Source organism: Actinokineospora enzanensis DSM 44649, from assembly GCF_000374445.1.
GTDB classification, from domain to species: Bacteria; Actinomycetota; Actinomycetes; order Mycobacteriales; family Pseudonocardiaceae; genus Actinokineospora; species Actinokineospora enzanensis.
This window is the reverse complement of the sequence record NZ_KB894440.1, coordinates 40,375-55,787: the sequence shown is the minus strand read 5'-3', so window position 1 is coordinate 55,787 and position 15,413 is coordinate 40,375. Positions and strand designations below refer to the sequence as shown.

The following is a 15,413-nucleotide window of genomic DNA, read 5'->3' as shown; positions in this document are numbered from 1 at the left end:
CCTAGCTGGACCGGCGGGTCGCGCTGACCGCCAACCCGGCCAGCACCTCGCCCGCGGGCTCGGCCAGCTCCACCGACCCCAACGCGGCCAGCGCCGACTCGGTCAACCCGTCGATCCGCCGCTCCACCGCCGCCACCGCGCCCAGGTCCACCAGCAGCTCGCGCACCCGCGCCACCGTCGCCGAGGCCAGGTTCTCGTCACCCAGCGCCGACCGCAGCACCCGCGCGTCCACCTCCCGGCCCGCCGCGTCCGCCCGCCGCACACCCTCCGACATCAGCAGCGTCCGCTTGCCCTCGCGCAGGTCGTCACCCGCGGGCTTGCCGGTCACGTCGGTGTCGCCGAACATGCCAAGCAGGTCGTCGCGCAGCTGGAACGCCACCCCGATGTCGGCGCCGAACGCCCGCAACCCCGTCACCACCGGCTCCGGCGCCCCGGCCAACGCCGCCCCCATGTGCAGCGGCCGCTCCACCGTGTACGCGGCGGTCTTCATCCGCGCCACGCTCAGCGCCGCCTCCGCCGACTCGTCCCCCTTGGCCTGGGTCAGCACGTCCAGGTACTGCCCGGCCAGCATCTCCGCGCGCATCGCCTGCCACGGCACCAGCGCCGCCGCCCGCCGGTCCGCGGCCAGCCCGGCCGCGACGTACATGTCGTCCGCCCAGGCCAGCGCCAGATCGCCGAGCAGCACCGCGGCCGCCGCGCCGAACCGCTCCGGGTCGCCCCGCCAGCCCCGGTCCCGGTGCCGCGCGGCGAACTCCACGTGCACCGTCGGCTTGCCCCGGCGCACCGCCGAGGCGTCCATCAGGTCGTCGTGCACCAGCGCGCACGCCTGGATCAGCTCCAACGCGCTCACCGCCCGCAACACCGCGCGCGCCTGCTCGCCGTCCCCGGGACCGCCCGCGCCACGCCACGCCCACCAGGCGAACGTGGGCCGGATCCGCTTCCCGCCGCCGAGCACGAACGCCGACAGCGACGCCACCGCCGACCCGAACGAGGGCGCCATCTCGGCCATCCCCGCGTGCCGCTCGGCCAGGTACTCCGCCAGCGCCCGCTCCACATGCGCCGCCAGGGCCACGTCGATGGGTCCTTCGGTGGAGTCGGTGGGTCCTTCGGTGGAATTGTCGATCGTCTGGGTATCGCGCACAGCCCGCACGCCGCTATGGTCCGCTCCCGACGCGCGTGCCCGCCCGCCGGGGTGCGCCGATGTGACCGGTGTCCTGCGCCGCCCAGCTCCTGGGAGACCCGTCTCAGCGGGCGGACACTTCGCTACCCTGAGCACATGACGACGGTGCTGGAGCGGATCCGCGTGGGCAGGCCGGTGTTCTCCGTGGAGTTCATGCCGCCGCGCGACGAGGCCGACGAGCGACGCCTGTGGCACGCCATCCGCGAACTGGAGGGCCTCGACCCCGCCTTCGTGTCCGTCACCTACGGTGCGGGCGGCTCCAGCCGCGACCGCACCATCCGCACCACCGGCCGGGTCGCCCGCGAGACCACCCTGGTCTCCATGGCGCACCTGACCGCCGTCGACCACACCATCGCCGAGCTGCGCAACGTCATCGGCTGGTACGCCGCCCTCGGCATCCGCAACATCCTCGCGCTGCGCGGCGACCCGCCCGGCGACCCCAACGGCGAGTGGGTCGCCCACCCGCAGGGCCTGATGTACGCCGCCGAGCTGGTCCGCCTGGTCCGCGAGCTGGGCGACTTCTGCGTCGGCGTGGCCGCCTTCCCCTACGGCCACCCGCGCTCGGACGACGTCGACGTGGACACCGAGAACCTGATCCGCAAGTTCGACGCGGGCGCCGACTTCGCCATCGCCCAGCTGTTCTTCGAACCCGAGGACTTCCTGCGCCTGCGCGACCGCGTCACCGCCCGCGGCTGCGAGGCCCCCCTGCTGCCCGGCATCATGCCCATCACCACCCGCAAGACCCTGGCCAAGATGGTCGAACTGTCCGGCGCGCCGGTACCCGCCCGCATCGCCACACTGCTCGACCCACTGGCCGACGACCCCGCCGCGTTCCGCCGCGCGGGCATCGACCTGGCCACCGAGGTCAGCGAGCGACTGCTCGCCGAAGGCGTGCCCGGCCTGCACTTCTACACGTTCAACCGGTCCAAGGCGACCAAGGAGGTCGTCGGACGGCTCGGTCTCGTCCCCAGCCGCACCTGAGGCGGGCAGGCACCACTAGACCGGTTCGGTCTCCCGGCGGGCCGCGCGATCGGCTCGCCGGTGGGTGAAGTAGGCCAGGGCCAGCACCAGCAGGGCCACGCCGATCGCCGAGGAGCCGACGATCAGCACCCACTTCGTCCAGGAGACCCCGGACGTGTCGGTGTACTGGACGGTCGCGTCGAACTCGGTCACCGCGCCCGGCTTGGGCTTCCAGGTGACCGTGCCGTTGTCGTTGATGCCGTCGGTGTGTCGGATCGTGCCCGGGAACGACACCTTGATCTGCACGTCCGACCGGTCCGCCGGTAGCTCGGTGAGGTCGACCGAGCCCGCCATGGTGACCAGGTCGCCGGAGCGGCGGAAGCTGAGCCGGTACTGCTTGCCCTCGGTGATCGAGTCGCTGAGCAGGGTGATGTCGGCGAACGACAGGCCCTGGAAGGACACCGTCTGCCCCACGTAGCCGTCCGCCGTGTACAGCTGGGTGGTGACCTTGCCGTCGAGCTCCGGCGGGACCGTCAGCGTCGGTCCGGTGTCGCCCTGCTTGGCCGCCACCGAGGCGATCACCAGCTGGCCGGACACCAGGTCGTCCTCGGTCACCGCCAGCGCGGCCTGTACCCGCACGCAGCCCGACAGGGTCAACAGCGCCAGCAGCGCGAGCGGCCCCAACGCCGCCCACCTGCGCCAACCTGAGCGGGGTCGTCGAATCGCCTGGTGCACCGGGCCATCCTGCCAGTCCGGCCCGCCATGCCCGCCGCCGACTGGCGACGCCCATCCCCGACCGTTGGGTAACGTGCGGGCATGTCCTCCTCCCAGCAAGCCGGTGTGCACCACATCTGCGACACCTTCGTCGACGACTTCGCCGCCGCCGAACCCATCGTGGCGACCATCGTCGGAGTACCCGGGCACGACCGCGAGCTGCCCGACCTGTCCCCGGACGGGGTCGCCGAGCGCGCCGGGATCGCCGCCCGCGCGCTGGCCGCGGTCGCGGCGGCCGAGCCCGCGAACGACTCGGAGGCCAACGCCAAGGCCGTGTTCGCCGAGCGGATCGGGCTGCAGCTGGAACTGCACGAGGCGGGCGAGGACCTCGCCCCGCTCAACGTGCTCGCCTCCGCTCCGCAGGACCTGCGCCAGGTGTTCGACCTGATGGACACCGACACCGAGGAGGGCTGGGCCGACCTCGCCGCCCGGCTCGCCGCCGTGCCCGACTGCCTCGCGGGCTACCGGTCGGCGCTGCGCGAGTCGGCGGGCCGCGGCCGGGTCGCCGCGCTGCGCCAGGTGCGCAAGGTCGGCGAGCAGTGCCGGACCTGGGCGGGCCTGACCGACCAGCCGTCCTTCTTCACCACCAGGGTCGAGGGCGCCGAGGTGCCCGACACGCTGCGCGCCGACCTGGACGCCGCCGCCCGCGCCGCCAACCAGGCCTACGCCGACCTGGCCGCCTTCCTGGCCGACGAGCTGGCCCCGCGGGCCCCCGCCGAGGACGCCGTCGGCGAGGAGCGCTACACCCTCTGGTCCCGCGAGTACACCGGCGCCCGGCTCGACCTGCGCGAGGCCTACGCCTGGGGCTGGGAGGAGTTCGCCCGGCTGGAGGCCGAGATGGTGGAGGTGGCGGGCCGGGTCAAGCCCGGCGCCACCATGGCCGAGGCCGCCGCCGCCCTCGACGCCGACCCGCGCTACCGGCTGCACGGCCAGAAGGCGCTGGAGGAGTGGATGCAGCGCCTGTCCGACCAGGCGCTGGCCGACCTGCGCGGGGTGCACTTCGAGATCCCCGACCGGCTGATGCGGCTGGAATGCCGGATCGCCCCGCCCGGCGGGACCGTCGGCGCCTACTACACCGGCCCCAACGACGACTGGAGCCGACCGGGCCGCATGTGGTGGTCGGTGCCCGCCGACCGCGAGGACTTCGCCACCTGGCGCGAGGTCAGCACCGTCTACCACGAGGGCGTCCCCGGCCACCACCTGCAGCTGGCCACCGCCGTCCTGCAGGCCGAGAACCTCAACCGGTTCCAGCGGCTGCTCTGCTGGGTGCCCGCGCACGGCGAGGGCTGGGCCCTCTACGCCGAGCGCCTGATGCGCGAGTTCGGCTACCTGTCCGACGACGGCGACCTGCTCGGCATGCTCGACGCGCACATCTTCCGCGCCGCCCGGGTGATCGTGGACATCGGCATGCACCTGAAGCTGGAGATCCCGCGCGGCTTCGGCTTCCACGAGGGCGAGCGCTGGACGCCCGAGCTGGGCCTGGAGTTCATGCTCACCCGCACCATCACCGACCCGGCGCACGTGCACGACGAGATCGACCGCTACCTTGGCTGGCCCGGCCAGGCCGCCACCTACAAGCTGGGCGAGCGGCTCTGGCTGCAGGCGCGCGACGAGGTGCGGGCCCGCAAGGGCGCGGCCTTCGACCTCAAGGCCTTCCACCAGGACGCCCTGGAGATGGGCGCCATGGGCCTCGACACCCTGCGCGAACGGCTGGCGGCGTTGTAATTGCCTTGTGGGCGCGTGCTGTCAGAACGGCAGCGCGCGCCCCAGGACGCCGAACGGGCGCGGGTCGCCCGCGAACTGGTAATGCCGCAGCACGTCCGTGAACTCCAGCCGCCGGTACAGGTTCCACGCGCGGGACGGGCCCTCCGGCGTCGACAGCAGCACATGCGCGTTCGACGCGCCCCCGACCAGCCTGCGCAGCAGCTCGCCGCCGATGCCCTGGCCCTGGGTGTCCGGGCGCACGTGCAGCTCGGTCAGTTCGAAGTAGTCCGCCATCCACTCCTCGGCCTGCTCCAGGCCGTGCCGCTCGGTGATCCCGCGCTTCACCTGTTCGTGCCACCACTGGCCGGGCGCGCCCTGGTAGCCGTAGGCGATGCCGCACAGCCGGTCGTCGGTGTCGAACGCGCCGACGCAGCGCCAGCCCACCCGCAGGATGTGCGCCAGCCACATCGGGGCGCGCTGCTCCGCGGTGCCCCTGGGGTAGCGCATGGCCGCGACGTAGAGGGCCAGCGCCTCGCGCAGCCGGGTCCGCAGCTCGTCGCCGGTCAGCTCGGCGAAGCGGGCGACACTGGGGGAGGGAGCGGCGGTCACGTCGAGGGATCATCCTCCTCCGCGCCGACCCGCGCAGCCGTGCCCCCGGTCAGCGTCACCAGATCGGCATGGCTGGTGGGGAACACGGTCTTCGGGTGCCCGGCCGCCGCCCACACCACCGGATAGCGCTCCAGATGGCGGTCCACCAGCGTCTCCAGCGGCTCCGGGTGGCCCACCGGGGCGACCCCGCCGATGGCCTGGCCGGTGTGCGCGCGCACGAACGCCGGGTCCGCGCGGGCGATCTCGTCGGCGCCCACCAACCCGGCCACCCGGCCCGTGTCGGCCCGGTGGTCGCCGGAGGTGAGCACCAGCAGCGGCCGGTCCCCGTCCGCGCGCCGGGCCACGAACACCAGGCTGTTGGCGATCGCCCCGACCGGCACGCCGAGCGCCGCGGCCGCCGCCGCGGCGGTACGGACGTCATCGGCCAGGACCCGGATCCCGTCGGCCGCGGCGGACAGGCCCGCGGCGCGCAACGCCTCGGCGACTTCCTTGACCGCGCGGTGGTCGAGTGAGCTCACCGCACCATCCCACCATTACCCACACCCCTCCCGCCCACCCGGACATCCACCCGTCCCACCCGCCCTTCCCGCTCACCCGCCACCCGTGTGCCCACCGCTCCCGTCGACCCGACCCGCCCCGGTCGCAGATAACGGTCCACGCGTCACACCGTGGACCGCTTGAACCCCCGCCTACCACGGGTTACGCTGGCAGTGTTCGAACATCCGTTCGACATGCCCGGTGGTGGGGCGGGGGAAGCGCCTCACCACCGGGCGACGCCGGCTTCCCCTCGGCGCCGCACGTCCACCGGCACCCCCGCGTGCCGCCGTCGACGTACCCACGCGAGGAGGCCCCGATGACCAGCACGCTGGACTTCCCCGTCACCCAGGCACCGCCCGCCGCCGCGGTGCACCTGCTCCACCAGGCCGAACGCGGGTTCGCCGCGATCGACGTAGGTGCCACCCCGGCGCACCGGTTCACCGAGTCCTACCTGTGCGCGCTGCGCGCCGCCGCCGCCCTGCTCGCCCTGCGCGGCAGACCGCACCGCGGCCGCGCCAAGCCCACCAGCGTGTGGACCCTGATGTCCTCGGTCGCCCCCGAGATGCGCGAGTGGGCGGCGTTCTTCGCCTCCTGCTCGGCCACCCGCGCCGCCGTGCAGGCGGGCATCACCAGCCGGGTCGGGCCGCGCGCCGCCGACGACCTGCACCGCCAGACCGCCGAGTTCCTGCACCTCATCCGCCGTGCCGTGCACGGCGGCGGGCGGTGACCGCGCTGTCCCCGTGCACCCCGCTGATCGATCCCGACCGTCTGCTCGACGTACTGGAGACCGAGGCCACCCTGCTCGCCGCCACCGCCGAGGGCACCGACCACGACCGGCCGGTCCCCGGCTGCCCCGGCCTGACCGTCGGCGAGACCACCCGCCACCTGGGCAGCGTGCTGCGCATGGCGGTCACCTGGATCCGCTCCGGCGAACGCCCCACCCGCTGGCAACGGCAGCCCGCCGACGGCGAGACCGCGGAGAACTACCTGCGCGACGGGCTGCGCACACTGCTCGGCGAGCTGGAGGCGCACGACCCGGAGGACCCGTGCGCCACCTGGCACCCCCGGCACCGGGACTACGGCTTCTGGCGGCGCAGGCTGGCGCACGAGGCCACCGTGCACCGGGTCGACGTGCAGGCCGCGCTCGGCCTGCCGATCACCCCGGTCGCCGACGACGTCGCCATCGATGGCGTCGACGAGGCGCTCACCCTGTGGTTCACCCACCGGCTGGCCGTGCTCGGCGTCTCCGGCACCCGGCACACCACCGTCGCCGTGCGCACCGGCGGCCACACCTGGCTCGCCGAGGTCACCACCAGCCGCACCGCCGCCGTACCCGCACCGCCGCTGGCCGCCGCGACCGCCGACGCCACCATCACCGCCGACCCGCAGCGCCTCTACCTGTGGCTGTGGGGCCGGGCCGCGGTGTTCGGCGACGACATCGACCGCGAGGGCGACCTGGACGCGCTCACCCAGCTGTGGGCGCTGCTCCGGCTCGCCACCCGCTGACCCGGCCCCCGGTCCCGCCACGCGCGGGACCGGGCTGGGAAAAAGCGCGTCCCTCGGCCGAGCCACGACAGGACTACGGTGTCGGATATGTCCACCCGGTTGGCGAGCCTCGTGATCGACGCAAGCGACCCGGCGACCGCCGCCCAGTTCTGGTACATCATGCTCGGCGGCACGGCCACCCCCGGCCGCGACGGCAGCCACCGGCTGGTCGCCCCCGATCTCGGCGGCTGCGGCCTGGACCTGCTGTTCGTGCCCGCCCCCCGGGCCAAGACCGGCAAGAACCGGGTACACCTCGACCTGGCCACCGAGAGCCCGCACGAGTACCAGGTGCTCACCTCGCTGGCCGCCGACGTCGGCGCCCGCGCGGTCAACGTCGGCCAGGGCCCCGGCGTGCCGTGGACGGTGTTCCGCGACCCGGAGGGCAACGAGTTCTGCATCCTCGAACCCGGGGACCTCTACCACCACACCGGCCCGCTGGCCGCACTCGTGGTCGACGCCGTCGAACCCGCCGCCCTCGCCGGCTTCTGGTCCGCCGCCACCGGCTGGCCGCTGCTGCACGCCGAGATGAACTCGGCCGCACTGCGCGCAGGCGAGGACAGCGGCCCGTGGATCGAGTTCCTGCGCGTCCCGGAACCCAAGCGCGGCCCCAACCGGGTCCGCTTCGACGTCAGCGCCACCGAACCGGACGACGACACTGCCCGCCTGCTCGACCTGGGCGCCCGCCGCTGCGACCGGGCCCTCGCCGACCCCGAGGGCAACGAGTTCCGGGTCCTGCCCGCGCCCGTCCACACCTGATCCCGGGAAGCGTGCAGCGGATCCCGGCACCCACCCCGTCCACACGTCAGCGGCGAAAGGGTGGGGATGACCTTCGACGAGTACGTGCGGGACCAGGGGCAGTCCCTGCTGCGGTTCGCGTACCTGCTCACCGGTGACCGGCACCTGGCGGAAGACCTCGTACAGACAGCACTGCTCAAGGCCCACAGCCGTTGGCGCCTCGTCCGCGCCGCCGACCGCCCCGACGCCTACCTGCGCCGCATCCTGGTCAACGCCCACCTGGACTGGCGCCGCCGCCGCTCCAGCACCGAGACCCCCGTCGAACCCGGAGACAACTGGTTCACCCACGCCAGCACCGCCGACCACGCCGACGGCATCGCCGCGCGCGCCCAGGCCTGGGGAGCACTGTCCGCGCTACCACCCCGTCAACGCGCGGTCCTGGTCCTGCGCTTCTACGAGGACCGCGACGACCGGACGATCGCGGACATGCTGGGGTGCGCGGAAAGCACCGTCCGCTCCCAGGCCGCCCGCGCCCTGGCGACCCTGCGCACCGCGTGGGCCGAGGCCGACGAGAAGGAGCCACGGTCGTGACCGACGACGCCGAACAGCGGCTGCGCGACCTGTTCGCCGAGGGCGCGGACCACGCCCCGAGCGCCGCGGGCCTGGTCGAGGCGGTCCACCGGCGCGTCACCCGGCGTCGGCACCGTCGCATCGGGGCGGGCCTGACCGTCCTCGCCGCACTGGCGGTCGGCGGCATCGTGCTGGCACCCCTGAGCGTCACCGAGACCGCGGGCACCGCCGCGGGCGGCATGGCCGCCGAACGCCCGAACACCGCTTCCGTCGACCTGACCGGGGTGTGGGTCTCGACGGTCAAACAGACCCCGATGCCGCCGAGCCAGGTCCCCGCCAGCGTCCCACCCCCGCGCATCACCTTCACCGCCGATGGCCGCTGGGAGGCCGCGGACGGCTGCACCCGCCTGACCGGCCGCTATTCCGCCGACGGCTCGCTCTCCCCGAACCCCACCTTCGCCGCCGACTGCGCGGACAAGTCCGCCGAACCGCTCCTGCTCACCGCCGACACCTACGAACTCACCGCGGGCCGCCTGACCTTCTACGACGCCGCCCACCGAGCACTGGCGGTCTACACCCGCCCCAACTGACCGTCTACTGTCACCTCATGCCGACGCGCCTGGTCAATGTGGTCGTGGACGCCCGAGACCCGGCCACCCTGGCCAGGTTCTGGGCCGACCTGCTCGGATGGGAGATCACCCAGGGCGACGCCACCGAGGTCGACGTCACCGCCCCGGCCATGGACGGTTGGCCGCTGGACCTGACCTTCGTCCCGGTGTCGGACCCGAAAACCTCGGTCAACCCGCTGCACCTGGACCTCCCCAGCATCTCCCCGACCGCCCAGGCCGCCCTGGTGACCAAGGCACTGTCCCTTGGAGCGTCCCATGTGGACATCGGACAGGGCGAGGCCCCCTGGGTGGTCCTGGCCGACCCCGAGGGCAACGAGTTCTGCGCCCTCGACCCCCGCCCGGAATACGCCGACACGGGCGCGATCGCCGCGATCATCCTCAACGCCCTCGACCCGGGTCCGCTGGCCAACTTCTGGGCCGCCGCGACGGACTGGCCGATCGTCCGCGACGAACCCGCGTTCGCCTCGCTCCGCTCGCTCACCGGCCGTGGCCCCTGGCTCGAATTCCTCCGCGTGCCCGCGCTTCCGCCCGGCAAGAACCGGGTACACCTCGACCTTGCCCCTCGGCCCGGCGAAAGCCAAACCGCCGCCGTGTCACGCCTGCTGGCGCTGGGTGCGTCCCATGTGGACATCGAGCAGGGGGATGCGCCGTGGACGGTCCTGGCCGACCCCGAAGGCAACGAGTTCTGCGTCCTCACCCCTCGCTGACCCACGCGCTCCCCTGGTCGTCGGTGGGCTTGGCTGGTTGGCTCGGATGACTTGCTTGCCAACACGATGACCCCCAGGCCCGGCGAACTTCTCCGGCCCCGATGGGCGGTCGTGTGTAGCTGACGGCTGTCGAGGTGGACCGGGTGGTGAAGTTGGCCGGGTGGTGTGGCTGGTTCGGGCGGGAGGTGCGGTCCGTGCTGTGTTGCCTGGGGTGCTGTGTTGTCCGGGGTGCTGCGTGGTTGCTTGGGTGTGCTGGGTGGCGGCTCGGGGTGCCCGTTGGGGCGTGGTTCCTCCTTTCTGTTGGTGGGGCGGGTGGGGCGTCGAGGTGCTGGGGTGGCTTCGGCGCGCTTGAGGGGTGTGGCCCGCTTCGCCCGCACCGATTTATTAAGCGAACGCGGGTAGCCGGGTGAAACATTCCCGGTTTGGGCCATACGGTCGGGGGAATGTGGCGTTACGGGCTGGGGTCGAGGTCACTCGATGAGGGGATGAAGTGGTTGGGGGGCAAGGGAAAGGCCTCCGGCTCAGGGTCTGAGGCGGAGGCCTTGGGGGGTGGGGTGGAAACCGGCTTCGCGGAGGAGGGTGGACAGGGGGGAGGTGAGGGCTGTCTCGCCGTCTGTCTTTCGGACCGAGAGGGAGCCGAGCCAGCCGTCGTGGACGGCTTGGGTGAGGGCGGTGAGGGCGGCGCGGAGGGGTGGTTCGGCTTCGGTGAAGGTGAGGAGGGTTTTGCCGCCGCGTTCCACGTAGAGGACCGGGGTGCCGTCCACGAGTATCGTGAGGGCGCCTGCTTTGCGAGCCGGGCGGTGCTTTCCGCCGCCTACCGGGTCCGGCCAGGTGAGGGCGGCGCCGTAGGGCTGGGCTGGGTCGGCGGCGGCGAGGACCACGGCCGGTGGGGGTGGGGACTCGCGGGGGCGGGTCAGGCTCGCGGGGGTTGGCCAGCCGGGGGCCTGGACGACGTCGGTCTGCTGCATGGTGGGTTCGGGGTGGGAGTGGGCGCGGAGGCGGTCGACGGCGCCGCGGGCGGCGAACTGGGTGGCGCCCAGGCCTTCCACGACGTAGCCGCGGATGATCTGGCCGGTGTCCTCCATGGCGCGTAGCACCTTGTAGATGCCGCTGAAGCCGCCGGTGACGCGTTCGGTGTCCAGGGCGCCGCGGGTGAGGACGCCGTGGCGTTCCAGGAAGGCCTCGGCGCGGGCGTGGGCGCGGCGGGTGGGGTCGGGTTCACGCGGGGTGACCAGGGACCAGCGGCCGCCGACGGTGGGTGGGCCGGTGCGGGAGGGCATGGCGGGGCGGGCGGTGCGCAGTCGGGCGTAGCGGCCGCGGGGTGCCGTGCGGCGGGGTTTGTGGGCGGCGCCCTTGCCGGAGACCAGGGCGCGCAGGGGGGCGATGGTGTCGTTGGTGATCAGGCCGCCCCATACCAGGTCCCACAGGGCGGCTACGACGTCGGCGTCGGTGGGGGAGGGGGCGCCGCCGTCGACAAGTACGGCGGTGGCGCGGTCGGTGATCTGGCGGAAGAACAGGGCTCCGCCGTCCAATGCGGACAGTACGGCGCCGTGCAGCGGGGTGTCCGGTACGGCGTCCTCCACCTCGGGCAGCAGCAGGTCGGCCACGTCGGCGGGGGCGAGGGCGACCCAGCCGTCGCCGCCTGCCAGGGAGCCGGTGCCGCACCAGGTGACCTCGCCCGCGGTGGTGAGCTCGTCGAGCAGTGCCGGGGAATAGCCGGGCAGGCGGGCGGGCAGGATCAGCGACTCCACCGCGCTCGCAGGCAGTGGGGCGCCAGCGAGTTGTTCCACAATGGACAGTACGTCGTCCGCGGTCGGCGCGGAGCGGGTGCGGCGGCCGATGCCGTGCCAGGTGGGCAGGAAGCGGCCGAGGGCGGCGGGTTCGACGGGTTCGACCTCGGCGCGCAGGCGGGCGAGCGAGGCGCGGCGCAGGCGGCGCAGGACGTCGGCGTCGCAGTACTCGGTGTGTGTGCCGCCGGGGCGCAGTTCGCCGCGGACGAGGCGGCCGGTGGCGGACAGGCGTTCCAGCACGCCGGTCACCACCGAGACGCCCAGGCCGAAGCGGGTGGCGGCGTCCAGCGCCGGGAACGGGCCGTGGGTGCGGGCGTAGCGGGCGAGCAGGTCGCCGAGCGGGTCGACCACCGGTTCGGTGAACGCCTCCGGCACGCCCACCGGCAGCGCGGTGCCCAGCGCGTCGCGGACCCGGCTCGCGTCCTCCACGGCGATATAGCGTTCCTCGCTCGCGATGCGCACCCGCAGCACCCGGCGCGCCGCCGCCAGCTCGGTCAGCCACTCCGCGCGCACGCCCCGCTCGGCCGCCTCCGCCACCGACAGGTCGCCGAGGAACCGCAGCAGGTCGGCCGCGTCCTCGGCGTGCCGGGCGTGCCGCTGGGGATCCAGGCGTTGCAGGGAGCGTTCGACCTCGGTGAGCACCTCGGTGTCGAGCAGCTCGCGGATGGCCTCGGAGCCCAGCAGCTCTGCCAGCAGGGCGCTGTCGAGCGACAGTGCGGCCGCGCGTCGCTCGGCCAGCGGGACGTCGACGCCGTAGAGGAACATCCCGACATAGCCGAACAGCAGGCTGCGCGCGAACGGCGAGGCCGACGGCGTCTCCACCTCGACCACCCGAACCCGGCGGGCCCGCACGTCGGTCATCAGCTCGCGCAGCCCGGCCACGTCGTAGACGTCCTGCAGGCACTCGCGCATCGCCTCCAGCACCACCGGGAACCGCTCGTACTTCGCCGCCACCGACAGCAGCTGCGCCGACCGCTGCCGTTGCTGCCACAGCGGCGTGCGCCGCCGTGGGTCGCGCCGGGGCAGCAGCAGGGAACGGGCCGCGCACTCGCGGAAGCGGGACGCGAACAGCGCCGACCCGCCCACCTCGGCGACCACGATCTGCTCCACCTCCTCCGGGTTGAGCAGCACGTCCTCGACGCCCGCGACCACCTCCTGGCCCGCGTCGTCGACCGCGTCCGGCAGCCGCACCACGATGCCGTCGTCGGCGTGCGCGATCTGTGCCTCCACCCCGCGCCGCTCGCGCAGCCGGGCCCCGATGGCCAGCGCCCACGGGGCGTTGACCTGGGCGCCGAACGGCGAGTGCACCACCAGCCGCCAGTCGCCGAGCTCGTCGCGGAACCGTTCCACCAGGACGGTCCGGTCGTCGGGCACGTGCCGGGCGGTCTGCCGCTGCTCGGTCAGGTAGGCGAGCAGGTTGTCGGTGGCCCACTCGTCCAGCCCGGCGCGCGCGGCCCGCGCCCGCGCCGCCGGACCGTCCATACTGGACAGTTCGCGCACGAACGCGCCCAGCGCGCGGCCCAGTTCCAGCGGCCTGCCCGGGGTGTCGCCCTTCCAGAACGGCATCCGCGCGGGCTCACCGGGCGCCGGGGTGACGATCACGCGGTCGTGCGTGATGTCCTGCACCCGCCACGCGGACGTGCCCAGCAGGAACGTGTCGCCGACCCGGGACTCGTAGACCATCTCCTCGTCCAGCTCGCCCACCCGCGACCCGGCGCCGTTCTCGCTCGGCGGCGTGGTCACGGTGAACAGGCCGCGGTCGGGGATGGTGCCGCCGGAGGTGACCGCCAGCCGCTGCGCGCCCGGCCTGCCGCGCAGCTCGCCGCCGATCCGGTCCCAGGTGATCCGCGGTCGCAGCTCGCCGAACTCCTCGCTGGGATAGCGGCCCGCCAGCATGTCCAGCACCGAGTGCAGCGCCGAGTCGGGCAGCGCGGCGTAGGGGGCGGCCCGGCGCACCAGCCGGGCCAGCTCCTCGACCGGCCACGGTTCCAGCGCCACCATGGCCACGATGTGCTGGGCCAGCACGTCCAACGGGTTGCGCGGGTAGCGCACGGCCTCGATCGCGCCCTGCGCCATCCGTTCCGCCACCACCGCGCAGGACACCAGGTCGCCGCGGAACTTCGGGAACATCACCCCCTCGGACACCGCGCCGACCTGGTGCCCGGCCCGGCCGACCCGCTGCAGCCCGGAGGCCACCGTGGGCGGCGCCTCGATCTGCACCACCAGGTCGACCGCGCCCATGTCGATGCCCAGCTCCAGCGACGAGGTGGCCACCACGCACGGCAGCCGCCCCGACTTGAGGTCCTCCTCCACCAGCGTGCGCTGCTCGCGCGACATCGACCCGTGGTGCGCGCGGGCCACCACCGGTTCGACCATCGTGGTCAGCCCGGACTGCCCGATCGCCTGCGCCGGGAACCGGTCCAGGTCGACCGGCTGTTCCGCGGCCAGCTCGTTGAGCCGGGCGGTGAGCCGCTCGGCCAGCCGCCGCGAGTTCGAGAACACGATCGTCGACCGGTGCGCGCGCACCAGCTCCAGCACCCGGCGCTCCACCATCGGCCAGATCGACGCCTGCGCGGGCGGTTCCGGCGAGTCGGGGTCGACCGGCGCGGCCGGACCCTCGCCCAGACTCGCCATGTCCTCGACCGGCACCTCCACCCGCACCCGGATCGTCTTGCCGGTCTCCGGCTGCACCAGTGACACCGGCCGCCCGCCGCCCAGGTAGCCGCTGACCTCCTCGACCGGCCGCACCGTCGCGGACAGCCCGATCCGCTGGGCCGGGCGCTCCAGCAGCGCGTCCAGCCGCTCCAGCGACAGCGCCAGGTGCGAGCCGCGCTTGGTGCCCGCCACCGCGTGCACCTCGTCCAGGATCACCGTGCGCACCCCGCGCAGCGACTCCCTGGCCGCGGAGGTGAGCAGCAGGAACAGCGACTCCGGCGTGGTCACCAGCACGTCCGGCGGGGTGCGGGCGAAGCCGCGGCGCTCCTCGGCCGGGGTGTCGCCGGTGCGGGTGCCGACCGTGATGTCCGGTTCGGGCAGCTCCAGTCGGTGCGCGGCCTGCCGGATGCCCGCCAGCGGCGCCCGCAGGTTGCGCTGGACGTCGACCGCCAGCGCCTTCAGCGGCGAGATGTAGAGCACCCGGCAGCGGCGCTTGGCGTCCGCGGGCACCCCGTCGGCGGCCAGCCGGTCCAGCGCCCACAGGAACGCCGCCAGCGTCTTGCCGGACCCGGTCGGCGCGACCACCAGCGCGTGCTCGCCCGCCGCGGCCGCCCGCCAGGCCCCGAGCTGGGCGGCGGTCGGCGCGGCGAACGCCCCGGTGAACCAGGTCCGGGTCGGGGCGGTGAACAGGTCGAGCGCGTCGTCGGTGGTCATGCGGCCATGGTTACCCCTGCTCCCCGACAGCGCCACGGCCCGGCACCCGCCTGTGGACAACTTCGCGGCCTTGTGGACAACCGCCGGTGTGGACACACCGCAAAACGCCGTCGACGCTCCGTGTCCGCGCCGGGTGTCCACCCGCGACCCAGGGCGCGATCCGGTCTCGATTACCGGAAGGACGCGTCGGACCTGGGTACGGTTGGCGGCCCGCCGGATTTCGTTCGCGCACGCGCATATCTGGGAGACCGTGCCCACAGGGCGTATCGCGCGTGGGAGCATCTGCGAGAACACCCTGGGGGGA

At 73.9% G+C, this 15,413-nt stretch carries 13 protein-coding genes; 8 read left to right on the top strand and 5 right to left on the bottom strand.

Annotated elements, in window-relative coordinates; all coding sequences use genetic code 11:
* Position 1: 1 nt before the first annotated feature.
* On the bottom strand, positions 2 to 1,123 hold the full coding sequence (locus tag C503_RS0131725; protein WP_425393548.1) for a polyprenyl synthetase family protein: 1,122 nt from the start codon (positions 1,121 to 1,123) through the stop codon (positions 2 to 4).
* Between the two features lie 153 nt (positions 1,124 to 1,276).
* On the opposite strand from C503_RS0131725, the gene metF reads away from it, so the two are divergent.
* A complete protein-coding gene (gene metF / locus C503_RS0131720; RefSeq protein ID WP_018686262.1) occupies positions 1,277 to 2,161 on the top strand; it encodes a methylenetetrahydrofolate reductase [NAD(P)H] in 885 nt (294 codons plus the stop codon).
* Between the two features lie 15 nt (positions 2,162 to 2,176).
* Here the strand turns inward: metF and C503_RS41545 are convergent, their stop codons facing one another.
* A complete protein-coding gene (locus tag C503_RS41545) occupies positions 2,177 to 2,824 on the bottom strand; it encodes a DUF3153 domain-containing protein (RefSeq protein ID WP_018686261.1) in 648 nt (215 codons plus the stop codon).
* 132 nt (positions 2,825 to 2,956) lie between these two features.
* On the opposite strand from C503_RS41545, the gene C503_RS0131710 reads away from it, so the two are divergent.
* The gene (locus C503_RS0131710) at positions 2,957 to 4,639 is read left to right on the top strand and encodes a DUF885 domain-containing protein (RefSeq protein ID WP_018686260.1); all 1,683 of its coding nucleotides are present in this window, start codon (positions 2,957 to 2,959) and stop codon (positions 4,637 to 4,639) included.
* Positions 4,640 to 4,660: 21 nt separating this feature from the next.
* On the opposite strand, the gene C503_RS0131705 is transcribed toward C503_RS0131710, so the two are convergent.
* Together C503_RS0131705 and C503_RS0131700 are read right to left on the bottom strand one after the other, a co-directional pair.
* Positions 4,661 to 5,227, bottom strand: coding sequence for a GNAT family N-acetyltransferase (locus C503_RS0131705; protein ID WP_018686259.1), 567 nt, complete (start codon positions 5,225 to 5,227; stop codon positions 4,661 to 4,663).
* Positions 5,224 to 5,745 carry a YbaK/EbsC family protein gene (locus C503_RS0131700; RefSeq protein ID WP_018686258.1) on the bottom strand — a complete coding sequence of 174 codons (522 nt, stop codon included), beginning with the start codon at positions 5,743 to 5,745 and terminating at the stop codon, positions 5,224 to 5,226. Before C503_RS0131700 ends, C503_RS0131705 begins: the two co-directional genes overlap by 4 nt.
* 335 nt (positions 5,746 to 6,080) lie before the next feature.
* Here C503_RS0131700 and C503_RS0131695 point away from each other — a divergent pair, with 335 nt between their 5' ends.
* From C503_RS0131695 to C503_RS0131670, 6 genes are all read left to right on the top strand, one after another.
* The gene (locus C503_RS0131695) at positions 6,081 to 6,491 is read left to right on the top strand and encodes an SAV_6107 family HEPN domain-containing protein (RefSeq protein WP_018686257.1); all 411 of its coding nucleotides are present in this window, start codon (positions 6,081 to 6,083) and stop codon (positions 6,489 to 6,491) included.
* Positions 6,488 to 7,270: a maleylpyruvate isomerase family mycothiol-dependent enzyme gene (locus C503_RS0131690; RefSeq protein ID WP_018686256.1), complete on the top strand. Its 783-nt coding sequence runs from the start codon at positions 6,488 to 6,490 to the stop codon at positions 7,268 to 7,270. The genes C503_RS0131695 and C503_RS0131690 overlap by 4 nt, the downstream gene beginning before the upstream one ends.
* A gap of 87 nt (positions 7,271 to 7,357) precedes the next feature.
* Entirely contained in the window at positions 7,358 to 8,065 is a 708-nt protein-coding gene (locus C503_RS0131685; protein ID WP_018686255.1) for a VOC family protein, read from the top strand.
* A 66-nt stretch (positions 8,066 to 8,131) separates the two neighbouring features.
* Positions 8,132 to 8,635, top strand: coding sequence for a SigE family RNA polymerase sigma factor (locus C503_RS0131680; RefSeq protein ID WP_018686254.1), 504 nt, complete (start codon positions 8,132 to 8,134; stop codon positions 8,633 to 8,635).
* Entirely contained in the window at positions 8,632 to 9,204 is a 573-nt protein-coding gene (locus C503_RS0131675) for an META domain-containing protein (protein ID WP_018686253.1), read from the top strand. The genes C503_RS0131680 and C503_RS0131675 overlap by 4 nt, the downstream gene beginning before the upstream one ends.
* Before the next feature lie 17 nt (positions 9,205 to 9,221).
* Positions 9,222 to 9,950: a VOC family protein gene (locus tag C503_RS0131670; RefSeq protein ID WP_018686252.1), complete on the top strand. Its 729-nt coding sequence runs from the start codon at positions 9,222 to 9,224 to the stop codon at positions 9,948 to 9,950.
* Positions 9,951 to 10,471: 521 nt separating this feature from the next.
* On the opposite strand, the gene C503_RS0131665 is transcribed toward C503_RS0131670, so the two are convergent.
* Positions 10,472 to 15,109, bottom strand: coding sequence for an ATP-dependent helicase (locus C503_RS0131665; RefSeq protein WP_018686251.1), 4,638 nt, complete (start codon positions 15,107 to 15,109; stop codon positions 10,472 to 10,474).
* Positions 15,110 to 15,413: the final 304 nt, after the last annotated feature.